This is a genomic window from Stenotrophomonas maltophilia group sp. vghtpe118 (genome assembly GCF_052605195.1).
This window is the reverse complement of sequence record NZ_CP199672.1, coordinates 383,425-405,670: the sequence shown is the minus strand read 5'-3', so window position 1 is coordinate 405,670 and position 22,246 is coordinate 383,425. Positions and strand designations below refer to the sequence as shown.

Annotated in this window: 22 protein-coding genes; 9 read left to right on the top strand and 13 right to left on the bottom strand. The window is 67.8% G+C overall.

Going from position 1 to position 22,246, the window contains the following annotated elements; all coding sequences use genetic code 11:
* Positions 1-91 precede the first annotated feature (91 nt).
* Positions 92-1,219: a glutamine-hydrolyzing carbamoyl-phosphate synthase small subunit gene (gene carA, locus ACUDTM_RS01990; protein ID WP_072168996.1), complete on the bottom strand. Its 1,128-nt coding sequence runs from the start codon at positions 1,217-1,219 to the stop codon at positions 92-94.
* 308 nt (positions 1,220-1,527) lie between these two features.
* Positions 1,528-2,247: a 4-hydroxy-tetrahydrodipicolinate reductase gene (gene dapB / locus ACUDTM_RS01985; protein WP_072168997.1), complete on the bottom strand. Its 720-nt coding sequence runs from the start codon at positions 2,245-2,247 to the stop codon at positions 1,528-1,530.
* 143 nt (positions 2,248-2,390) lie between these two features.
* On the opposite strand from dapB, the gene ACUDTM_RS01980 reads away from it, so the two are divergent.
* Entirely contained in the window at positions 2,391-2,852 is a 462-nt protein-coding gene (locus tag ACUDTM_RS01980) for a DUF4304 domain-containing protein (protein ID WP_072168998.1), read from the top strand.
* Between the two features lie 67 nt (positions 2,853-2,919).
* Here ACUDTM_RS01980 and ACUDTM_RS01975 read toward each other — a convergent pair whose 3' ends face one another.
* The 3 genes from ACUDTM_RS01975 to ACUDTM_RS01965 are packed head-to-tail and all read right to left on the bottom strand — an operon-like array spanning position 2,920 to position 5,281.
* Positions 2,920-3,165, bottom strand: coding sequence for a DUF6587 family protein (locus tag ACUDTM_RS01975; protein ID WP_065177612.1), 246 nt, complete (start codon positions 3,163-3,165; stop codon positions 2,920-2,922).
* On the bottom strand, positions 3,165-5,030 hold the full coding sequence (gene feoB, locus ACUDTM_RS01970) for a ferrous iron transporter B (RefSeq protein WP_072168999.1): 1,866 nt from the start codon (positions 5,028-5,030) through the stop codon (positions 3,165-3,167). Before feoB ends, ACUDTM_RS01975 begins: the two co-directional genes overlap by 1 nt.
* Positions 5,027-5,281, bottom strand: coding sequence for a FeoA family protein (locus tag ACUDTM_RS01965; RefSeq protein ID WP_049464336.1), 255 nt, complete (start codon positions 5,279-5,281; stop codon positions 5,027-5,029). Before ACUDTM_RS01965 ends, feoB begins: the two co-directional genes overlap by 4 nt.
* 119 nt (positions 5,282-5,400) lie before the next feature.
* Here ACUDTM_RS01965 and ACUDTM_RS01960 point away from each other — a divergent pair, with 119 nt between their 5' ends.
* From ACUDTM_RS01960 to yeiP, 5 genes are all read left to right on the top strand, one after another.
* Positions 5,401-6,189 carry an enoyl-CoA hydratase/isomerase family protein gene (locus tag ACUDTM_RS01960; protein ID WP_188241348.1) on the top strand — a complete coding sequence of 263 codons (789 nt, stop codon included), beginning with the start codon at positions 5,401-5,403 and terminating at the stop codon, positions 6,187-6,189.
* A 2-nt stretch (positions 6,190-6,191) separates the two neighbouring features.
* Positions 6,192-6,593 (top strand): VOC family protein, encoded by a 402-nt coding sequence (locus ACUDTM_RS01955; protein WP_072169000.1) that lies wholly within the window; start codon positions 6,192-6,194, stop codon positions 6,591-6,593.
* Positions 6,590-7,486, top strand: coding sequence for a hydroxymethylglutaryl-CoA lyase (locus tag ACUDTM_RS01950; protein ID WP_065177609.1), 897 nt, complete (start codon positions 6,590-6,592; stop codon positions 7,484-7,486). The genes ACUDTM_RS01955 and ACUDTM_RS01950 overlap by 4 nt, the downstream gene beginning before the upstream one ends.
* A gap of 100 nt (positions 7,487-7,586) precedes the next feature.
* Positions 7,587-8,357, top strand: a complete 771-nt coding sequence (locus ACUDTM_RS01945; RefSeq protein ID WP_065196763.1) for an SDR family oxidoreductase — start codon at positions 7,587-7,589, stop codon at positions 8,355-8,357.
* A gap of 48 nt (positions 8,358-8,405) precedes the next feature.
* Positions 8,406-8,972: an elongation factor P-like protein YeiP gene (yeiP, locus tag ACUDTM_RS01940; RefSeq protein ID WP_005409468.1), complete on the top strand. Its 567-nt coding sequence runs from the start codon at positions 8,406-8,408 to the stop codon at positions 8,970-8,972.
* Between the two features lie 162 nt (positions 8,973-9,134).
* On the opposite strand, the gene ACUDTM_RS01935 is transcribed toward yeiP, so the two are convergent.
* The 4 genes from ACUDTM_RS01935 to ACUDTM_RS01920 form a co-directional block, all read right to left on the bottom strand.
* Positions 9,135-9,827, bottom strand: coding sequence for a COG3650 family protein (locus ACUDTM_RS01935; protein ID WP_088497770.1), 693 nt, complete (start codon positions 9,825-9,827; stop codon positions 9,135-9,137).
* An 83-nt stretch (positions 9,828-9,910) separates the two neighbouring features.
* Complete coding sequence (locus ACUDTM_RS01930; protein WP_069138645.1) at positions 9,911-10,303, bottom strand: nuclear transport factor 2 family protein; 393 nt, start codon at positions 10,301-10,303, stop codon at positions 9,911-9,913.
* The gene (locus ACUDTM_RS01925; RefSeq protein ID WP_445391098.1) at positions 10,284-13,433 is read right to left on the bottom strand and encodes a multidrug efflux RND transporter permease subunit; all 3,150 of its coding nucleotides are present in this window, start codon (positions 13,431-13,433) and stop codon (positions 10,284-10,286) included. Before ACUDTM_RS01925 ends, ACUDTM_RS01930 begins: the two co-directional genes overlap by 20 nt.
* 36 nt (positions 13,434-13,469) lie before the next feature.
* The gene (locus tag ACUDTM_RS01920) at positions 13,470-14,618 is read right to left on the bottom strand and encodes an efflux RND transporter periplasmic adaptor subunit (RefSeq protein WP_445391097.1); all 1,149 of its coding nucleotides are present in this window, start codon (positions 14,616-14,618) and stop codon (positions 13,470-13,472) included.
* A 129-nt stretch (positions 14,619-14,747) separates the two neighbouring features.
* Between ACUDTM_RS01920 and ACUDTM_RS01915 the strand changes: the two genes are divergently transcribed.
* Positions 14,748-15,464, top strand: a complete 717-nt coding sequence (locus ACUDTM_RS01915; RefSeq protein WP_005416361.1) for a response regulator — start codon at positions 14,748-14,750, stop codon at positions 15,462-15,464.
* Positions 15,464-16,540 (top strand): ATP-binding protein, encoded by a 1,077-nt coding sequence (locus tag ACUDTM_RS01910; protein ID WP_072169005.1) that lies wholly within the window; start codon positions 15,464-15,466, stop codon positions 16,538-16,540. Before ACUDTM_RS01915 ends, ACUDTM_RS01910 begins: the two co-directional genes overlap by 1 nt.
* Here ACUDTM_RS01910 and ACUDTM_RS01905 read toward each other — a convergent pair.
* The 3 genes from ACUDTM_RS01905 to ACUDTM_RS01895 all read right to left on the bottom strand — a co-directional run bounded on the left by ACUDTM_RS01905 (position 16,518) and on the right by ACUDTM_RS01895 (position 20,105).
* A complete protein-coding gene (locus ACUDTM_RS01905) occupies positions 16,518-18,314 on the bottom strand; it encodes a DUF7844 domain-containing protein (RefSeq protein WP_072169006.1) in 1,797 nt (598 codons plus the stop codon). The genes ACUDTM_RS01910 and ACUDTM_RS01905 overlap by 23 nt on opposite strands.
* Before the next feature lie 40 nt (positions 18,315-18,354).
* Positions 18,355-18,654 (bottom strand): DUF2388 domain-containing protein, encoded by a 300-nt coding sequence (locus ACUDTM_RS01900; protein ID WP_065196996.1) that lies wholly within the window; start codon positions 18,652-18,654, stop codon positions 18,355-18,357.
* A gap of 62 nt (positions 18,655-18,716) precedes the next feature.
* On the bottom strand, positions 18,717-20,105 hold the full coding sequence (locus tag ACUDTM_RS01895) for an FAD-binding oxidoreductase (protein ID WP_049441183.1): 1,389 nt from the start codon (positions 20,103-20,105) through the stop codon (positions 18,717-18,719).
* Positions 20,106-20,274: 169 nt separating this feature from the next.
* Between ACUDTM_RS01895 and serA the strand changes: the two genes are divergently transcribed.
* Positions 20,275-21,516 carry a phosphoglycerate dehydrogenase gene (gene serA / locus ACUDTM_RS01890; protein ID WP_072169008.1) on the top strand — a complete coding sequence of 414 codons (1,242 nt, stop codon included), beginning with the start codon at positions 20,275-20,277 and terminating at the stop codon, positions 21,514-21,516.
* 109 nt (positions 21,517-21,625) lie between these two features.
* Here serA and ACUDTM_RS01885 read toward each other — a convergent pair whose 3' ends face one another.
* Positions 21,626-22,240 (bottom strand): NUDIX hydrolase, encoded by a 615-nt coding sequence (locus tag ACUDTM_RS01885; protein ID WP_080376960.1) that lies wholly within the window; start codon positions 22,238-22,240, stop codon positions 21,626-21,628.
* Positions 22,241-22,246 lie beyond the last annotated feature (6 nt).

The following is a 22,246-nucleotide window of genomic DNA, read 5'->3' as shown; positions in this document are numbered from 1 at the left end:
GAATCTTGATCCGCAGCGCCGCGCCAGTGGCAGCAGCGATGCGGGGTTTACGGTCCATCGCGACGCCACCGGGGGGCCGGCGGCGTACTGATCACGCCTTGGCCTGCTCCATCAGCGCCACGAAACGGTCGAACAGCGGACCGACGTCGTGCGGGCCCGGCGATGCTTCCGGGTGGCCCTGGAACGAGAACGCCGGCACGTCGGTGCGGGCGACGCCCTGGTTGGTGCCGTCGAACAGCGAACGGTGGGTCACGCGCAGGGTCGGCGGCAGGGTTGCTTCATCGATCGCGAAACCGTGGTTCTGCGAGGTGATCATCACCCGGCCGCTGTCCAGGTCCTGCACCGGGTGGTTGGCACCGTGGTGGCCGTGGCCCATCTTCATGGTCTGCGCGCCCGAGGCCAGGCCGAGCAGCTGGTGGCCCAGGCAGATGCCGAAGGTCGGGACCTTCACGTCGATGAAGGTCTTGATCGCTTCGATGGCGTAGTCGCACGGCTCCGGGTCACCTGGGCCGTTGGACAGGAACACGCCGTCCGGCTTCAGTGCCAGCACCTCGGCGGCCGGGGTCTGCGCCGGCACCACGGTCACTTCGCAGCCGCGCTCGGCCAGCATGCGCAGGATGTTGGTCTTCACGCCGAAGTCGTAGGCCACGACCTTGAACCGGGCCGGCACGCTGACGAAGGCGTTGGCATCCAGGTCCAGCTGGCCCTCGGTCCAGGTGTAGGTCTTCTCGGTAGTGACGACCTTGGCCAGATCCATGCCCTTCAGCCCCGGGAACTTGCGGGCGGCTTCCAGTGCCTTTTCCACGTCGATGTCGCCGGCCATCAGCGCACCGTTCTGCGCGCCCTTCTCGCGCAGGATGCGGGTCAGCTTGCGGGTGTCGATGCCGGCGATGGCGACCACGCCACGCTGGATCAGCCAGTCCTGCAGCGACACCTGGCTGCGCCAGTTGCTGGGACGGCGCGGAACGTCGCGCACGATCAGGCCGGCCGACCACACCTTGGACGCTTCATCGTCCTGGTCGGTCATGCCGGTGTTGCCGATATGCGGATAGGTCAGCGTGACCATCTGCCGGGCGTAGGACGGGTCGGTCAACACTTCCTGATAGCCGGTCATGGCGGTGTTGAACACCACTTCACCGACGGACAGGCCGGGCGCGCCTACGGATTCGCCCTCGAATACGGTGCCGTCTTCGAGGACGAGGATTGCGGCTTGGGTCACGGGAATCTCACTTTGGCTACCGAGGGGGCTGCCGAAGTCACGCCTGCGCTTCACGGAAATCCGGTTGCAAAAAAGCGCGGACGTACGGTCTGGGACCGGTCCGGCTTTCGTGATTCGGCGAGTGCGAATTGTAGCGCTGCCGGGGCGCTCGCGCCAGCGGTTATCGCGCTTCATGAACAGGCGATTGCGCATTCATTTCGATCCGGCCGGGTATGCGGCACCCGCCACCCGGTAGTGCCGGCCGCTGGCCGGCAACCCCATTGGCTCCCGTCACCCAATGTTGCCGGCCAGCGGCCGGCACTACCGCCTTACGCCAGCAGGTCCCGCACCCGGTAGCTGCCCGGGGCCCGGCCCTGCAGCTGGCGGGCGGCGAACAGGGCGCCGCGGGCGAAGATGTCGCGGTTGGTGGCCCGGTGTACCAGCTCGATGCGCTCGCCCAGCCCGGTGAACTGCACCAGGTGCTCGCCGACGATGTCGCCGGCGCGCAGGCTGGCGTAATGCGGCTCCGCCCCGCCCCGCTGGGCGGCCGCGCCCAGGGTCAGTGCAGTGCCCGATGGCGCGTCCTTCTTCTGGGTGTGGTGCAATTCGACGATGTCGCAGTCCCAGCCGGCCAGCGCCTGCGCCGCGCGCTCCACCAGTTCGTCCAGTACGGCCACGCCCAGGCTGAAGTTCGAGGCCCATACCAGCGGGATCTTCGCCGCTGCCGCATCCAACGCCTGGCGCTGCGTGCTGGAAATGCCGGTGGTACCCGACACCAGTCCTGCCCCGCGATCCACGCACAGCGCCAGCAGCGGGTCGAAGCCCTCCGGCAGGCTGAAGTCAATGGCCACGTCGAACACCGGCGCACCGGGCAGTTCGCTGGCCGCGAAGAACGGCACGCCGTCGACTACGCGCTGGGCCGGCGCGCGACCGGTCACGGCGGCCACGATCTGCAGGGTTTCGGAATGTTCGGCGGCCAGCCGCAGCAGGGCTTGGCCCATGCGCCCGGAGGCACCGTGAATGAGCAATCGCAGGGGAGTCTGGTTCATGCCTGCAGGCTAGCGGCAGCACGCCCGCTCCGGCAAGCGCCATCGCTGCGATGCTGCTTGCCCCTGCGGTGACGGGTTTGCCACTGGACGCGGCAACGCTCCCCTTCAAGTCTGTGGCCCTTCCCTCAGCCCGGGCAAAACCCATGAAATCCTCGACCGTCTTCAGCAAATGCGCCAGGAAGACCGGTTATGCCGGGACGTCGACCACGCGCTACCGCTTGCTGGATGCCGCCCTGCTTGTCGTTAATCACCAGCGCGCCAGCGAAAGCCGGGGCTTCTATGTGAATGCTGGACTCTACTTTCCAGAGCTGCTCGCGTATCCCCTCGCGCCTGACGATCTTGAAACGGCTTTCCGGTACCGCTCCAGCATTCCCACGCCCCATGTCGACTGGCGGATCGAAGAAACGCCAGGCCTGCGCCGGACCTTCATCCAGCAGGACCTTGAAGATCTGCTGGAGGCCGGCAACCGCGACGCGTTGAAGGCCCTGCTGCTCGATGCCCTGGCCGACGTGGCGGGTTTCGCAGCAGCCCATGGAAACCGCGAATCGGTGCGGCGATTGAATCAGGACGGGAACTTCCGCGCGATCATCCGCAGAGAGGTCTGAACCCTGGAAAGCGTGCGGGTCGAAAGTTCGCGACCTCCGGACAGCCGCGGTCGAGCATGGCTGGACGCTACTTCTTGGTCGGCCCGCAGCTGTCGCACCCCCCACAGGCACCGCCACCACCGCTGGCCGGCGGCGCGATCTTCCGCCCCAGCGCCTGCAGCCAGGCCGCGCGACCCGGCTTCAGCAGGGCCAGCGCCAAGGCCCCGCGCAGCGTGCGCACGGTACCCGGGAACTGCTTCTTCAGTACCACCCAGGCACTGACCAGCACGGCCACCGCGATGATCAGGTACTGGATCAGCAGCCCGGTATCCATCAGCCGCCTCCCAGCGCCTTGGTCACCTGATAGGTGATCAGCGCGGCCACGTAAGCCGCGGCAAACAGGTAGAACGCGGCAAAGCCCATCTGCTTCCACGAGTTGGTCTCGCGTTTGATGGTCGCCAGCGTCGAGATGCACATCGGGGCGTAGATGTACCAGACCAGCAGCGACAGGGCCGTGGCCAGCGACCAGCCATCGCTGATCAACGGGGTCAGCGCCTGGCTGGCGGCATCGTCATCGGCGGCCGACAGCGCATACACGGTGGCCAGCGAAGATACCGCCACCTCACGCGCGGCCAGGCCCGGGATCAGCGCGATGCAGATCTGCCAGTTGAAGCCCAGCGGTGCGAAGAACACCGCCATCGCATGGCCGATCCGGCCGGCGTAGCTGTAGTCGATGGCCGGCATCGTGGCATCGGCCGGGGCCGCCGGGAACGACAGCAGCACCCACAGCAGGATGGTCAGCGCCAGGATGATGCCGCCGACACGCTTGAGGAAGATCATGCCGCGCTCATACAGGCCCACCGCCAGGTCACGCACATGTGGCAGGCGGTACGACGGCAGCTCCAGCATCAGCGGATGCTCGCTCTTGTCGCGGCGCCACTTCTTCATGATCCACGACATCGCCAGCGCACTGAGGATGCCGGCGGCGTACAGGCCGAACAGGACCAGGCCCTGCTGGTTGAATACCCCCCACACCGTCTTCTGCGGAATGAATGCACCGATCAGCAGGGCGTACACCGGCAGGCGCGCCGAGCAGGTCATCAGCGGTGCGACCAGGATGGTGGCCAGGCGGTCACGCGGGTCCTGGATGCTGCGCGTGGACATGATGCCCGGCACCGCGCAGGCGAAGCTGGACAGCAGCGGGATGAATGAGCGGCCGGACAGGCCGGCGGCGGCCATCATGCGGTCGAGCAGGAACGCCGCACGTGGCAGGTAGCCGGATTCCTCCAGCACCAGGATGAAGAAGAACAGGATCAGGATCTGCGGCAGGAACACCACCACGCCACCGACGCCGGCGATGATGCCGTCGGTCAGCAGGCTGGCCAGGGGGCCCTCCGGCAACACGCTGCCAACGAGAGCACCGAGCCAGGCGAAGCCAGCCTCGATGCCATCCATCAACGGCGTCGCCCAGGCGTACACCGCCTGGAAGATCAGGAACATCACCACTGCAAGGCTGATCAGCCCGAACACCGGGTGCAGCAGCCAGCGGTCCAGCGCGTCGTCGATCTTCGCGGTCCGCGCCGGCATCCGCACGGCGACCGACAGGATCTCGCGCACCTTGCCGTGGTAATCGATGCCACCTTCCGGGCCCGGCACCGGCGCATCCAGGTGCGGCACCATCGCATCGAGGCGCTCGACCAGGGCCTTGGCACCCTGCTTGCGCACCGCCACGGTCTCCACCACCGGTACGCCCAGCTCGCGCTCCAGCGCGGCCACGTCCACCTGGATGCCACGGCGCTGGGCCGCATCGACCATGTTCAGGGCGACCACCATCGGCTTGCCCAGCTCACGCAGCTCCAGCGCGAAGCGCAGGTGCAGGCGCAGGTTGGTGGCGTCGATCACGCACAGCAGCACGTCCGGCGCAGCTTCGCCCGGGTAGAAGCCCCGGCACAGGTCACGGGTAATCGCCTCGTCCAGGCTGGCCGGATGCAGGCTGTAGGCGCCCGGCAGGTCGAGCACGGCGAATTCGCGGCCGGACGGCGCACGCAGGCGGCCTTCCTTGCGCTCGACGGTGACGCCGGTGTAGTTGGCGACCTTCTGCCGGCTGCCGGTCAGCTGGTTGAACAGCGCGGTCTTGCCGCTGTTGGGGTTGCCGACCAGCGCGATGCGCAGCGGTGAGGCGGAGACAATGGCGGTCATGCGCGTCGTTCCTGACTGACGGCGTCGACCACGACGCGCTTGGCTTCACTGATCCGCAGCGCGAACCGGGTGAACCCGACCTGCACCAGCAGCGGCTCGCCCCCCACCGGGCCCTTGGCCACCAGGCGTACTTCCTCGCCATTCACGAAACCCAGCTCGCGCAGGCGGCGGGCAATGGCATCGTTGGCATGCAGGTCCTGCACGGACTCGACCACGGCCGAGGTGTGCAGCGGCAGTTCGGACAGCGTCATCTAGCGTGTTCTCTGCTGGATGTAAATGGTTCTCGATTCTAACATTCCCGCGTCGCGTCATGGCCCATGACCAATGGCCCGCTATGATCCATACAGGTATGGAGTGACCCTGGAATCCCATGAACGATGCTTTGCAGATCGAGCGCCGTGGCGCTGTCCTCACCCTCTGGCTGAACCGGCCGGAGCTGCACAACGCCTTTGACGCCAGCCTGATCGCCCGGCTGACTGCCGCACTGGAAGCCGGCGGCGGCGATGATTCGGTCCGGGCCGTGGTGGTCGCCGGTCACGGCGCTTCCTTCTCGGCCGGTGCCGACATGCAGTGGATGCGTGGCATGGCCGCGGCCAGCGAGGCCGACAACCGCGAGGACTCGCTTGCCCTGGCGCGGCTGATGCGCACCCTGGACGAGCTGCCCAAGCCGACCCTGGCCCGGGTCCACGGCGCGGCCTTCGGTGGCGGCGTCGGCCTGGTTGCCTGCTGCGACATTGCCATCGCCAGCACCGCGGCCCGCTTCGGCCTGACCGAAAGCCGCCTGGGCCTGCTGCCCGCCGTCATCTCGCCCTACGTGATCGAGGCCATCGGCCCGCGCCAGGCCCGTCGCTGGTTCGCCACCGGCGAGCACTTCGATGCCGACACCGCGCTGCGCATCGGCCTGGTCCATCAACTGGTCGAACCCGAGCGCCTGGACGAGGCGCTGGAACGCCAGCTGGCCCTGCTCGACAAGGCCGGCCCGATCGCCTCGTCCACCGCCAAGCAGCTGGTGCGGCAGGTCCGCGACAGCCATGACCGCGACGCACTGGATCGCGATAATGCGGCCCTGATCGCGCGCCTGCGGGTCTCCGCCGAGGGCCAGGAAGGCCTGGGCGCCTTCCTCGACAAGCGCGCCCCCCACTGGGTCACGGAAGCCTGAACATGCTCGATCATCTTGGTTTGACCAGCGCCGACCTGGCGCGCAGCAGGACCTTCTTCCTGCAGGCACTGGCGCCGCTGCAGATCGGCGTGGTGATGGAAGTGACCGCCGAACAGACCGGCGACCACGACCACGTCGGCTTCGGCAGCGACGGCAAGCCGTTCTTCTGGCTCGGCAATGGCGGCACCGCCAGTCACGGCGTACACGTGGCCTTCGCCTGCGCCAGCCGTGCGCAGGTGGATGCCTTCCATGCCGCCGCGCTCGCCGCCGGCGGCCGCGACAACGGCGCGCCGGGCCTGCGCCCGTGGTATCACCCGGATTACTACGCGGCCTTCGTGCTCGACCCGGACGGCAACAACATCGAAGCGGTCTGCCACCGCCCCGCCGATGGGGCAGCCGCATGAGCGATTACGTCCGCATCGTCGAGGTCGGCCCGCGTGACGGCCTGCAGAACGAAAAGCAGTCGGTGTCCACCGCCGACAAGATCGAACTGATCAACCGCCTGTCGGCCACCGGCCTGCGCAGCATCGAGGCGACCAGCTTCGTCAGCCCGAAGTGGATCCCGCAACTGGCCGACGCCGCCGAGGTCTATGCCGGCATCCAGCGCAGGCCGGGTGTCCACTACCCGGTGCTGGTACCGAACGAACAGGGCTACGACCGCGCCCGTGCGGTCGGCGTCGAGGAGGTGGCGGTGTTCACTGCCGCGTCCGAGGCGTTCAACCGCACCAATACCAATGCCGGCATCGACGAGTCGCTCGCCCGGTTCGAGCCCATCCTGCGCCGCGCCGCCGCCGATGGCGTGCGCGTGCGCGGCTACGTCTCCACCGTGCTCGGCTGCCCCTACCAGGGCGAGGTGCCGCTGGCCGACGTGGTGCGCGTGGCGCGCGCGCTGCACCAGATGGGCTGTTACGAAATCTCGCTGGGCGACACCATCGGCGTCGGCACCCCGCGCAAGGCACGGGCGATGCTGCAGGCGGTGGCGGCCGAGATTCCGATGACGGCACTGGCCGTGCACTTCCACGACACCTACGGCCAGGCCATCGCCAACATCGCCACCTGCCTGGAAGAAGGCGTGCGCGTGGTCGACAGTGCCGTCTCCGGCGCCGGTGGCTGCCCGTATGCGAAGGGCGCCAGCGGCAATGTGGCCAGCGAAGACGTGGTCTACCTGCTGCAGGGCCTGGGCCTGGACAGCGGCGTGGACCTGCCGGCACTGGCCGAGACCGGCCGCTGGCTGGCCGGCCTGCTCGGTCGCGCCACCGCCAGCCGCACCGGGCAGGCGCTGGCCGCCGCAGGTTGACCGCCGCACTGCGCCGCCCTGCTGCGGCGGCGCAGTGCACAACAGCGACGGTCGCGGCTTCCGTTAGAATCGGCGGTTCTCGAACCTGCAGGACCGTTCAATGCAGCTGTCTTCCGTACGTGCCGTGATCACTGGTGGCGTCTCCGGCCTCGGCCTGGCCGTGGCCCAGCACCTCGTCGCCCAGGGCGGCAAGGTGGCCCTGTTCGATCTCAACGACGACAAGGGTGCGACCGCCGTTGCCGGGCTGGGTGCCGACAACGCCCGCTATTTCAACGTCAACGTCAGCGATGAGGCCGCCGTGGCTGCGGCCATCGACCAGGCCCACGATTTCCTCGGCGGCCTGAACGTGGCAATGAACTGCGCCGGCATCCTCGGCGCCGGCCGCGTGCTGGGCAAGGACGGCCCGATGCCGCTGGCCGGCTTCCAGGGCACGGTGATGGTCAATCTGGTCGGCAGCTTCAATGTCGCCAAGGCCGCGGCCAACCGCATGCAGCACAACGAGGCCGGCATCGATGGCGAGCGCGGGGTGATCATCAACACCGCCAGCATCGCCGCCTATGAAGGCCAGATCGGCCAGGCCGCCTATGCCGCCAGCAAGGGCGGCGTGGTGTCGATGACGCTGCCGATGGCACGCGAACTGTCGCGCTTCGGGATCCGCGTCAATACCATCGCCCCGGGCGTGTTCTGGACGCCGATGGTCGATGGCATGCCCGAAGCCGTGCAGCAGTCGCTGGCTGCCTCGATCCCGTTCCCGTCGCGCCTGGGCAAGCCGGAAGACTTCGCCAGCCTGGTCGGCTTCATCCTTGGCAACACCTACCTCAACGGCGAGACCATCCGCCTGGACGGCGCTACCCGCCTCGCTCCGAAGTGATTCCCCCGGGCGCCGGGACGGCGCCCTCCCCCAACGACCTAGATCACCATGAAAGCCAACGACATCAAGAAGGGCAACGTCGTCGAGTACAACAACGGCGTGTACCAGATCCGCGACATCGAGCGCAGCTCGCCGCAGGGTCGCGGCGGCAACGTCCGCTTCCGCTTCATCATGTACAGCGTGCCGGGCGGCAACAAGCTCGACGCCAGCTTCGATGCCGACGACAACCTGGTCGAGGTCGAACTGCTGCGCCGCCAGTCCACCTATTCGTACAAGGACGGCGATGCCTTCGTGTTCCTCGATGACGAGGACTACACCCCGTACACCCTGGACGCGGACGTGATCGGCGACGACGCCGGTTACATCACCGACGGCCTGACCGGCATCTACGTGCAGGTGATCGACGAGCAGCCGGTGGCGATCCAGCTGCCGGCCTCCGTGGTGCTGGAAGTGATCGAGACGCCGCCGGAACTGAAGGGTGGCACCGCCACCAAGCGCCCGAAGCCGGCCAAGCTCAACACCGGCATCGAGATCATGGTGCCGGAGTACATCGTCAACGGCGAGCGCGTGCTGGTGAACACCGCCACCGGCGAATTCGCCGGCCGTGCCGACTAAGCACCCTGCGCCGATCGTCTGCCGATCGCTGCCTGCGGCAAGTTCGCCGCAGGCAGCAAGCGGCGCATCGCTGACAGCAGTTGTGTAGAGCCGAGTCCGCGCTCGGCTGCGGTGGGTTGGACAGGTGCTGCAGCCGAGCGTGGGCTCGGCTCTACAGGAAACTTACGGCTGTTTCGCACCGAAGTTGCCGCAGCCATGGTACTGGCGGGTACCGACAGTCAGCATCGCCTTGGCCTCTAATGCCTCGCCGCTCATGTCATCCTGGCAGGTGGTGCGCTGGAAGCTGAGCTTGACGTCGGTGCCGTCGGACGCCTTGCCGCTCCATCCATCAGCGCCCTGGGTGGGCCTGGCCACGTCAAAGCGGCGCTCGCCGTAGTCAACTTCCACCTGCAGGCCCGGCATATCGCCATCGACGACTGCTAGCCATCCAGGTTCATTGCCGGTGGCACGGAACGCGGCATTGCCGGCGCTGCCATCGCCTTCGGTGGCTTCCACCGCATGGCACTCGCGATCCGGCTCGCCCTTCAGGCTCAGCAGGCCATCATCGCTGCCCTTGGTCCAGAAGCTGTTGCCAAGGCCATCGCTGTACTTGGCGCCGGATGCCGCGCGCTCGGAGGTCATGGCGAAGCGACGCTCGCCGATCACCAGCGTGGCAGCATCCTCGCCATTGAAGGTCGCGCCCACACTCAGATCACCACACTGGTAGGCGGTCTCGCTGCCACCTTCCGTGTTGGCGCTCGGCTGCAGCGTGGCAGGCGAGGCGTCATTGCTGCCCGCCGCGGGTGCCTGGGCCGGCTGGCACGCGGCCAGGACCAACCCCAGGGACGCTGCCAACAGACTGGGAACTACACGCATGGCTCGACTCCTTGTCGACACTACAGGAATGCTCGACCCTACCACCTCGCGGTGAGCGGGGCCTGAAAACGGCCTGACCGCACTCATGCGGCCAGCACCGCCATCGACAGCAGCTGCGCGCCACTGCCGCCGGAACTGCAGGTCCAGACCCGCAACAGGCGCAGCTTCAGTTCGCGCTCGCGGCCCTGCTGCCAGACCGACATCCGCACGTTGCTGGACAGCAGTGCCAGCCGACCACACAGCAGCGTTTCAACGGCGTGCAGCTGCAGGCCTCGCACCTGCAGGCTACCCGCCAACCAATCACCCAGCCACGGCAGATCGAGCATGCGGCCACCGTGGCCGTCCATCATGAACAAGGCTGGCGATACCAGCGCGTTCAACGCATCGTGATTGTTCTCCAGCAGCGCTGCGCACAGGCGCTGCTCCAGCGCCAACAACTGCTGCTCATGCAGATCTTCAACGATGTTCCGTTCCATCCACGGTTCCTCCCGGCATCGGCCGGCGCCTGCGCAGGCGCTGCGCGATCCACTGCCGCGCGCCCTGCACCACTACATAGAAGACCGGCACGAAGAACACCGCCAGCACGGTCGCACTGACCATGCCGCCGAACACACCGGTTCCAATCGCCTGCTGGGTTTCCTTCGACGCGCCCTGCGCCAGCATCAGCGGCACCACGCCCAGCGCGAACGCCAGCGAGGTCATCACGATCGGGCGCAGGCGCAGCCGCGCCGCCTCCAGCGCTGCTTCAACCAGACCGCGCCCCTGCTGCTGCAGCTGGCGCGCGAATTCGACGATGAGGATCGCGTTCTTCGCCGACAGCCCGATCACGGTGATCATGCCGACCTTGAAGAACACGTCGTTGGGCATGCCGCGCAACAGCACCGCGGCGACCGCGCCAAGCAGGCCCAGTGGCACCACCAGCAGCACCGCCAACGGAATCGACCAGCTCTCGTACAGCGCGGCAAGCACCAGGAACACCACCAGCATCGACAACAACAGCAGCCACGGCGCCTGCGCCCCCGACTCACGCTCCTGCAGCGACTGGCTGGTCCACTGCAGGGCAAAACCGGACGGCAGCTTTTCGGCCAACCGCTCCATCTCCGCCATGGCCTGGCCGGTCGACACGCCAGAGGCCGGGGCGCCGGACAGGTTCAGCGCCGGGAAGCCAAGATAGCGCTGAAGCTGCAACGGCGCTTCGGTCCAGTGCGGGGTGACCAGCTCGGACAACGCCACCATGCCGCCCTCGCTGTTGCGCACGTACAGCTTCAGCACGTCTTCCAGCTCCATCCGGTGCGGCGCATCGGCCTGCAGGATCACCTGCTGCAGCCGTCCCTTGTTGGGGAAGTCGTTGACGTACTGCGAGCCCATGGCTGCCGACAGCGTGCTGCTGATCTGCTCGAAGCCCACGCCCATTGCCTCGGCCTTGGCCCGGTCGATGTCCAGCCGCACGCTGGTGCCGGCCGGCAGGCCATCGGCATGCACCTCCGACAGCAGCGGGCTGGCTTCGGCCAGCTTCAGCAGCTGCTGCAGGGCCGCGCGCAGTTCGGCCTGACCCTGCCCGGTGCGCGCCTGCAGCGCCAGCGAGAAGCCGGACGAACGTCCCAGGCTGTCGATGGCCGGCGGCATCACGCTCATCACCTCGCCCTCGGCAATCGTGGCCATCGCCTGCTGCGCGGCCTCCACCTCACCGGCCGCGGTTGCGCCTGCGCGCTCACCCCAGTCCTTCAGCATGGTGTAGGTCAGCGCCGCACTCGGGCCGGAACCGGAAAAGCTGTAGCCGAGGATCGACTGGTTGGAGCCGATGCCCGGACGCGAGGCCACGTGCCGTTCGTAGGCTTCGACCACGGCCAGCGTACGCTCGGCCGTCGCCTCGGCCGGCAGCTGGATCGAGGTCATGAAATAGCCCTGGTCTTCTTCCGGCAGGAATGCGCCCGGCAGCCAGTGCAGGCCCAGCAGCAACGCCGCCACCAGTGCGGCGAACACGCCCATCACCCGCCCGCTCCGCTGCAGCACCGTCGCCACACCACGCTGGTAATGCCCGGTCATCCGCTCGAAGCCCCGGTTGAAGGCGCCGAACAGCCCGCCGCGACCGTGATGGCCGTGGTTGGCCTGGCGCAGCAGGGTCGCGCACAGCGCCGGCGTCAGGCTCAGGGCCAGCAGCGCCGAGAACAGGATCGACACCGCCATCGCCACGGTGAACTGACGGTAGATCGCGCCCACCGAACCGCTGGCGAACGCCATCGGGATGAACACCGCGGTCAGCACCAGGGTAATGCCGATCACTGCGCCGGTCAGTTCACGCATCGCCTTGATGGTGGCCTCGCGCGGCGGCAGGCCCTCCTCGGCCATGATCCGCTCCACGCCCTCGACCACCACGATCGCGTCGTCGACGATGATGCCGATGGCCAGCACCATGCCGAACATGGTCAGCACGTTGATCGAGAAGCCCAGCGCCAGCATCACCGCGAACGTACCCAGCAGCGCGATCGGTGCGACCAGCGCCGGGATCAGCGTGTAACGCCAGTTCTGCAGGAACAGGTACATCACCGCGAACACCAGCAGCATCGCCTCCAGCAGGGTCTGCACCACCTTCTGGATCGAGATCTTCACGAACGGCGCGGTGTCGAACGGGATGCTCGCTTCCACCCCGCGCGGCAGCAGCGGCGCCAGCTCAGCCATGCGCTCACGCACCGCCGCAGCGGTACGCACCGCGTTCGCGCCCGGGCGCAGCTGCACGCCGGCGGCGGTGGCTGGATGGCCGTCCTCGCGGGTGCCCCAGGCATAGCTCTGCGCGCCCAGCTCGACGCGGGCGACATCACCCAGCACCACCCGTGAACCGTCGGCGCCGGCACGCAGTACGATCGCCGCGAACTGTTCCGGCGTGGACAACTGGCCGTCGGCACTGAGCGGCACGGTGATGCGCTGGCCTGGAACACCCGGCGAATCACCAATGCGTCCTGGCGAAATCTCCAGGTTCTGCTGTTCGATGGCGGTTGCCACATCGCCCATGGTCAGGCCGTAGCCGGTCAACCGGGTCGGGTCCAGCCACACGCGCATCGCCTGCTCGGCACCGAACAACTGCACGCGGCCGACGCCATCGATACGGCGCAGCTCTTCGATGATGTTGCGCGCCATGAAATCGCCCAGCGCGGCCTCGCTGACGCTGGCATCGGGCGAACGCAGGCCGACCAGCATCAGGAAGCCGGAATCAGCGGCCTCCACGAACAGGCCATTCTGGCGCACGCTGCGCGGCAGCCGTGGTTCGATCGCCTTGATCCGGTTCTGCACGTCCACCTGCGCCAGCTCCGGATTGGTGCCGGGCTTGAAGGTGGCAGTGATCGACGCTTCGCCGGACGTGTCCACCGACGACTCGAAGTACAGCAGGTGCTTGACGCTGGACAGCTCGCGCTCGATCAGGCCAACCACGGCATCATTCAGCGTCTGCGGGCTGGCACCCGGGTAGCTGGCATAGATGCTAACGCTGGGCGGGGCGACTGCTGGATAGCGCTCCACCGCCAGCTGCGGGATCGCCAGCACGCCGGCCAGGATGATGAAAATCGCCAGCACCCAGGCGAACACCGGGCGATCGATGAAGAAACGTGCCATGTTGGATTTTCCTGGAGGGACCGGCCCGGAACAGGCTCAGCCCTTGCTGCCGGTCTGCACTGCACCGGCGCTGGCGACCGGCATCTGCCAGTCGCGCGCATCGACCACCACGCCTTCCTGCAGGCGCTCCTGGCCCTCGACCACCACCTTCTCGCCGGCCTTCAGGCCCGTGCGCACCAGCCACTGGCGATCGACACTGCCGTCCACTTCCAGCGTGCGGATCACCGCCTTGCCGTCGGCGCCGATCACCCAGGCATAGGCCTGGCCACCGGCGCTGCGCAGCACCGCCTGCTGTGGCACGGTCAATGCACTGGCCGGCGCGCCACGTGGCACCCTCGCGCGCACGTACATGCCGGGCAGCAGCTGTCGCTGCGGGTTGTCGACCAGGATGCGCAGGATGACATCACCGGTTCGCGCATCGACATTGATGCCGGAGAACAGCAGTTGGCCGCGTTCGGGCAGTGGCTTGCCGCTGGCACCGATGATCGTCACCGGCAGCTCGCCGCCACCGGCGGCACTGCGCTGCAGAGACTCCAGCTGCGCCGCCGGTTGGCGCACATCGACGTAGACCTGGTCGATCTGCTGCACCACTGCCATCGGCTCGGCATCGGCCACGCCCACCAGTGCGCCTTCGGTCACCAGCGCCTGGTCGATGCGGCCGGCAATCGGCGCGCTGACCGTGGCATAGCGCAGGTCAAGCTGGCGACGGGCCAGGATCGCGCGCGCTTCGTTCACCGCGGCACGGGCCTGTTCGTACTCGGCACTGGCATCGTCGCGATGCTGCTGGCTGACGGCCTGTGCGGCGGCCAGTGCATGCAGGCGCTGCGACTGCACGCGGCTGCGGCCCAGCGCCGCTTCGCTGCGCTGAAGGGCTGCCAGTGCCGAATCAACATCTGCACGGAACGCCGCCGGATCGATCTGGAACAGGGCCTGGCCGGCGCTCACTTCTGCGCCCTGGTCGAACAGGCGGCGCTGCACGATGCCGCCCACCTGGGCACGGATCTGTGCGGTGCGCACGGCAGCCACGCGGCCGGGCAGTTCGTCATCGCGCTGTACCACCTGCGGGCCGACGGTGACCACGCTGACACGCGGTGCGGCTTCGGGAGTGGCTTCGGGGGTTGAGCAGGCCGTCATGGCCAGGGCGAGGGCCGCGATCAACGCGACCGGAGTCCTGAAGGTTCTCATTGCTGTGCACAATGCCGCGCAGGCGGCGGATAGGTTCTGAAGCGCGCAGTGTGCGTGGCAATGATGGGGTTTCGATGGAGGAACTGTGGAGATACGATGGAGGCAAGCACCTTACGGCCCCGCCCCTGCATGCATGCCTCCCCCGCCCTCGCCGCCCTGGTCCTGATCGTCGAGGATGAGGCCGAGATCGCCGATATTCTCAGCGCCTACCTGGAACGCGAAGGACTGCGCACGCTGCGCGCGGCCGATGGCCATAGCGCACTGGACCTGCATCGCAGCGCCCGCCCCGACCTGGTCCTGCTCGATGTACAGCTGCCACGCCTGGATGGCTGGAGCGTGCTGACCCAGCTGCGCCAGCGTGGTGAGACGCCGGTGATCATGCTGACCGCGCTGGACCAGGACCTGGACAAGCTGACCGCGCTGCGCATGGGTGCCGACGACTACGTGGTCAAGCCGTTCAACCCGGCCGAGGTGGCGGCGCGCGTGCGCGCGGTGCTGCGGCGTACGCTGCGCGCCTCGCGCGTGGACGCGCCCACTGCGCTGCGCGTCGGCCCGCTGCTGATCGACTCGGCCACCCACGCCGTGCACGTGGAGGGCGAAGGCTATAGTCACGAAGTGCTGCTCACGCTCACCGAGTTCAAGCTGCTGCACTGCATGGCGCTGGCACCGACCCGCATCTTCAGCCGCAGCGAGCTGATGCACGAATGCCTGCCGGAAAGCGAAGCGCTGGAGCGCACTGTCGACAGCCATGTCAGCAAGCTGCGCCGCAAGCTGGACGAAGTGGGCATGGTCAATGTTCCGGCCAGTGTGCGCGGCGTCGGCTACCGGTTGATGGCTGACCGCTGATGGCCCGACTGCGCCGTTCCGGGCTCAGCCGCCACATCATCGTCTCGATGTCGCTGATGGTGATCGGCGTCATCGTGATGATGATCCTGTCGTCGTGGCTGCTGTACGCGGTGCTGGTCGAGTTCTTCCCCGGAAGTACCGAAGAGCCGGAAAGCTGGCTGCCGACCGGGCCGGAGCTGGCATGGATGGTGGGCGTGATCCTGACCGGCCTGGCGCTGGCCATCGCCGCCTCGTTCCGCCTCGCCCACCGCATCCTGTCGCCGTTGAATTCGCTGGTGGACAGCGTGCGTGCGCTCGCCAGCGGTGACCTTGGGGCGCGCGCCAGCGTCGAGGAGAATTCTCCGGGCGAAGTGGCAACCCTGGTTGAGGACTTCAATGCGATGGCGCGCCGCCTGCAGCACATGGAGAGCGAGCGCGCGATGTGGCATGCGGCCATCGCACATGAGCTGCGTACTCCGGTGACGATCCTGCGCGGCCGCCTGCAGGGACTGGCCGAGGGCGTGTTCCAGCCGGACGAGTCGCAGTTCCGCAGCCTGCTCGCCCAGGTCGAAGGGCTGTCGCGACTGATCGAAGATCTGCGCGTGCTGAGCCTGTCCGACAATGCGCGGCTGGACGTGCGTCGCGCACGCACCGACGTGGTGGCCGAGGTGCATTCGGTGATGACGCTGGTCGACCCGCAGTTCCGCGCTGCGGGCTTCGTGCTGGAACTGGAAACCAGCCGCGAGGAACACAACGCGCACTGTGATCCCACGCGCCTGCGCCAGGCGCTGCTGGCGCTGCTGGAAAACGCGCGTCGCTATGCCAGCCCAGGCAAGGTGCGGATCGCCGTGCATGACACGCCGGGCCATGTGCAGGTGGCCATCGAGGATGAAGGCCCGGGCATCGATCCCGGACTGCATGCCGACATCTTCACTCCGTTCATGCGCGCCGACGGCTCACGTTCGCGCCAGGGCGGTGGCAGCGGGCTCGGCCTGGCGGTGGTCAAGGCCATCGCCGATGCACATGGTGGCCATGCTTACTGCACGCCCGGCAGCTGCGGCGGCAGCCGTTTCGTCATCGAACTGCCGCGCCAGTAGCCGGACCAGCGGCCTGCGTGCGCAGGTGTGCTCCCAGCGCGGCCAGATTGGCGTCGATCGCATCCATTTCCTCACGCTGCTGCGCCGGCAACTGCTGGCGAAGCTGCACACGCAATGCCTGCCATGCCGGTACCGCGTGCGCACTGGCAGTGGCCACGGCCGCAGACAGCAGTACCTGCTCGTCGCCCAGCGGCAACCCATAGCCGCCGTCCTGCAGCAGCGTCCCCGGGCGCAACCACTGCCCACTCTGCGCCAGCAGGCCGCGCAGGCTGCGGGTTTCCGCGCTGTTGGCAGCAGCCAGCAGCTGCCGCTTGAGCACATCGCGTGCCCGCAGCTCGGCACGCCGCTGTGCGGCCTGTTCCAGCAACAGCAGGCCGGCACTGGCGCGCAGGTCGCCCTTCAGCAGCCACGGTGCCCGTTGTTCTGCCGGCAGCTTCAACCAGCCGCGCACATCGCGCGCGGGCAAGCTCAGCTGGGTCGCTGCCACTGTGAACAACTGCTGATAGTGGTCGCGCGCGGAAGCGAAGTAATAGCCCTGTGCCTGCGCGGCGTTGCGGTCCGTGAGTACCCGCTCGTCGAGCATGCCCAGCCGCGCCAGCCGGCGCTTGAGACCACGCGGACTCAGCTGGGCCAGCCCGGCCTCGCCCAGCCGCGGCACTCCGGCCTGCAGCAGCTTGGCGGTCTCCACCGCACAGTTGTTGCTGACGAAGTAATAGCGCCCGTCATAGCTCCAGTGCACCTGGGCGGTGCGCTCGAGCAGGCTGGCGATCTCATCGCGCTGCAGCCGCAATGGCAGCGACTGCAGGCCGCGCAGTTCGACCTTGGTGTACTCGTCCACCACCTGCTGCAGCGGCAGCACGAACAGCCGCGACGGGTAGCCGCCGGTCAAGCCGCGCCAGTTGGATATCTGCACGTCGCCCACGAACGCGCGGAAGGACAGCACGCGGTGGTGTTCGAGATCCAGCCTGCAGTCCGGCCCCGGTGCGCGCCCGGGCCTGCAGATCACCAATCGCAGCATGCTGTGGCCCCAGCGGCTCATCGGCTGCGCGCTGCCTTCGGCGAACAGGTAATCCACGGCGTAGACACGCGCGGGGTCGAGCTGCAGCAGCGATGCCGCCCCCTCTTCCGATTCGGCCTGCAGCAATGGCAACGCGGTCGCGCAGTGCGACTGCGGCAGCGATGGCGGGGTTCCGAAATGGGCCTGGTACCACCGCGCCAGTGCCGGGCGCCGGCAGGCGAACTCGCTGTCGAGCACGAAATGCTCGGCGTTCACTGCCAGGTACTCGGCCGGGTCCTTCAGTTCATACGCATCGGGGCTGCGGTCACGGAAGTCGTTGTCGCCACGGCCGAGATGCCAGGGCTTGCGCTGCCAACCCGCGAGGTCACGCCATCGCATGCTCTGCGACCAGTTCGCACCGCCACGGTCGGCGACGTGCGTCAGTTCGTGTACCAGCGCGCTGCGGCGTGCGCGCCGGGCGCCCGGCGCACTGTCGCCCAGCAGACTCCGGCGCAGCGCGATACGGCCAGCGAAGGTGCGGCCATGCACATCGGCCGGCAGGTCATCCGTCCAGCGCACCCGTACCTGCGCCGGCAACGCAGCCAGCAGGCCGTCCGGCAATAGTGACTGCACGTCGGCCAGGGTCTGGCTGGCGAGCCGCTGCTGCGCCGGATCGAGACCGGACGGATCAAGCTGCAGACGATCAGCTGCAGACGCGACGTGGGCGGTCAGCAGTAGAGCCACGCCAAGCGTGGCGGCGTTCCGTGCAGATGTCATGGAATTGCCGGCCAGCGGCCGGCACTACCCGAAGGCCGGATCAACGCGCCAGCAGTGTGCGGGCCAGTTCCAGGTCGCTCTGCTGCTGCGCGGCGGCGCTCTGCTCACGCAGGTGGGCCAGTGCGGCCTGCAGGCGGGCGCCACGGATCTGGCCGTCGCTGGCAACGAACGCAGCGGCATCGTCGCGCGCGGCCAGCACCACCTTGTCGTCACCCGAGCTGCTGCCCGAGGAGCCGGAGGAAGCACCGGTGGCAGAACCGGCCGAGGTGCCGGCGAAGCTGGAAGCAAAGCCGGCCAGCGGCAGGGACAGCAGGGCGAGCAGCAGAAGCGGACGGGTCATCGGTTCGAAGCCGGTTGTGAGGATGGGTGGAGCGTAACGGGTGGGTGAAGGATTTGCCCGGCTCAGGCGTCAAACAGCTTGCCGGGATTCAGCCGCGCTTGGGGATCGAACGCGCGTTTGACCGCCTTCATCAGCGCGATTTCGGCCGGGCCGCGGGTGCTGTCCAGGTAGCCCTTCTTGACCAGGCCGATGCCATGCTCGGCCGAGATGCTGCCATCGAAACGCGCCAGCACCTGCGCCAGCAGCTTGGTGACGTGCTCGCACTGCGCCACGAAATCGGCGTCACTGGTGTCGTCGGGCTTGAGCACGTTGATATGCAGGTTGCCGTCGCCGATGTGGCCGAACCAGACCACGTCGAAGTGCGGGTAGGCTTGCCCGATCAGCGCCTGGGTCTCGGCCAGGAACGCCGGCATCGCCGAGATCCGTACCGAGACGTCGTTCTTGTAGGGTTTGTAGCGCGCCAGCGATTCGGTGATGCCTTCGCGCAGGCGCCACAGCTGGGCGGCCTGGGCGTCGCTGGCACTGATCACCCCGTCGCTGACCCAGCCGTTGCCCATGCAGTCCTCGAAGGCCGCCATCGCCGCCGCTTCCTGCGCTTCGTCGTTGGCGGCGAACTCGGTGACCACGTAGTACGGGTGCACCTCGTCGAACGGCGCCTGCGCGCCGTGCGCCAGCACATGTTCCAGCGCGCGGTCGGTGAAGAACTCGAAGGCCTGCAGCTGCAGGCGCGCGCGGAACGCGGCGAACACCTGCATCAGCACTTCGAAGCTGGGTACGGCCAGCAGCATCACGTTGCTGGCCGGCGGCGGATCGGTCAGCTTCACCGTCGCCTCGACGATCACCCCCAACGTACCTTCCGAACCAATCAGCAGCTGGCGGAAGTCATAGCCGCTGGAGTTCTTGATCAGGCCCTTGTTGAGCTCGAGCAGTTCGCCACTGGCGGTGACCACCTTCAGCCCGGCGATCCACTCGCGGGTGTTGCCGTAGCGGATCACGCGGATGCCGCCGGCATTGGTGGCGATGTTGCCGCCGATCGTGCACGAGCCGCGCGCGGCGAAATCCACCGGGTAGATCAGGCCGTGGTCCAGCGCGGCGTTGTGCACGGCTTCCAGCGGCATGCCGGCCTGCACCACCAGGGTGCGGTCGACCGCGTCGTAGGCCAGTGCCTTGTTCATCCTCTCCAGGCTGAGCACCAGCTCGCCGTTGGCCGCCACCGCGCCACCCGAGAGGCCGGTGCGGCCGCCCGACGGCACCACCGCCACGCCCTCGGCGGCACTCCAGCGCATCACCGCCTGTACCTCCTCGACCGTGGCCGGCAGTGCGACCGCCAACGGCGCAGGCGTCCAGCGCCGGGTCCAGTCGCGCCCGTAATGCTCCAGGTCGGCCGGGTCGGTCTTCAGCTTCAGGCCGGGACAGGCCTGCTGCAGCGAGGCAATGCGGGAATCGGTCATGACGGTCCAGCGCGGGGCGTGAAGAACGGGCAAGCGTGCCAGCGGCACGCGCCAGCGTCCAGCCCCGCAGCCGGGCCGATAGCTACGGATGCAACCAATTGCGCACTGCACCATGAGCGCCGTGATCTGGCATAGTGGTCAGCCCCTGTCCCACTGGCCGTGTTGCCCCATGTCGCCGAAGAAGACCTCGTTCCCGAAGCAGGATATCCGCGTGCTGTTGCTGGAGGGGGTCAGCCAGACCGCCGTGGAGGTGTTCAGCGCCGCCGGCTACAGCCAGATCGAAGCGCACACCAAGGCGCTGCCCGAGGACGAATTGAAGGCACGCATCGCCGAGGCGCACATCGTCGGCATCCGCTCACGCACCCAGCTCAGCGCCGAGGTGCTGGCCGAGGCCAAGCGACTGATCGCGGTGGGCTGCTTCTGCATCGGCACCAACCAGGTCGACCTGGATGCGGCCGAACTGGCCGGCATCCCGGTGTTCAATGCGCCCTATTCCAACACCCGCAGCGTGGCCGAGCTGGTGATCGCCGAGGCGATCATGCTGACCCGCGGCATCCCGCAGAAGAACGCCGAATGCCATCGCGGCGGCTGGTCGAAGTCAGCCAGCGGCAGCCATGAAGTGCGCGGCAAGACGCTGGGCATCATCGGTTATGGCCACATCGGCACCCAGGTCGGCGTGCTTGCCGAATCGCTGGGCATGCAGGTGATCTTCCACGACGTGGAAACCAAGCTGGCACTGGGTAATGCGCGTGCAGCGGCCAGCCTGGACGACCTGCTGGCACGCGCCGACATTGTCACCCTGCACGTGCCGGAGACGCCGGCCACGCAGTGGATGATCGGCAGCACCGAGCTGGCGAAGATGCGCAAGGGCGCGCACCTGATCAACGCCGCCCGCGGCACCGTGGTCGACATCGATGCGCTGGACGCTGCGCTGGCCAGCGGCCACGTCGGTGGTGCCGCGCTGGACGTGTTCCCGGTTGAACCGAAGGGCAACGGCGATATCTTCGAGTCGCCGCTGACCCGTCACGACAACGTGATCCTGACCCCGCACGTCGGTGGCAGTACGCTGGAAGCGCAGGACAACATCGGCGTGGAAGTGGCGGCCAAGCTGGTGCGCTACAGCGACAACGGCAGCACCTTGTCGGCGGTCAACTTCCCGGAAGTGACCCTGCCCGAACACGAAGACAGCCTGCGCCTGCTGCACATCCACCAGAACGTGCCGGGCGTGCTGTCCAGGGTCAACGAGATCTTCTCGCGCCACAACGTCAACATCGACGGCCAGTTCCTGCGTACCGACCCGAAGGTGGGCTACGTGGTGATCGACATCACCGCCAGCGAGGAACAGGCCGCCGCCGTCCGCGACGAACTGGCCGCCATTCCAGGAACGTTGCGTACGCGCATCCTGTATTGACGCGCGCTGTATTGACGCGCGTCCCGCCTTGCACGTGTAGAGCCGAGCCCATGCTCGGCTGCGGTTCCGGCCTGCATCGAGCCGAGCATCGGCTCGGCTCTACAGGTTGCTAGCGCGCCAACCACCGGCGCGCCATGCGCTGCATCGATTCATCCGATTCGGGGTCGACCGCGACTTCGGTCACCGCCCGCCAGGCCAGGTCGAGCGATTCCTCGCTGAGCACGAAGGCCTCGCCACCCAGCGCCCGGATCACGAAACGCACGTCGTAGTGCCAGTGCCCCGGCACGTCCTTGCGCTCGGGAATCCAGTGCTTGTCCAGATCGAAGATGGCCGGGTCTTCCAGTACCAGGCCGCTCAGGCCGGACTCCTCCTCGGCTTCCTTCAGCGCCACCTGCGCCAGATCACGGTCGCCGTCGGCGTGACCGCCCAGCTGCAGCCAGCGCTGCAGCTTTCGGTGATGGGTGAGCAGCAGGCGCTGGCCGTCGGCACTGACCAGCCAGCAGCTGGCGGTGAAATGCCCGGCCAGCCGTTCGCGACGGAACGGATCTTCTGGATCGTCCAGCAATGTGCCGAATTCGGCAGCCAGTGCGTCGTGGGCGGGCTCGCGGCGGGCATAGTCCCGCAACAGGCCGCGTAGGCGATCGTCAAGCACGGCAAGGGTTTCGGCGGTCTGGCGCATGAATGGGGGCGGTTCGGAAAAATACTGCTCATTATCGCCGTTCATTGTTGC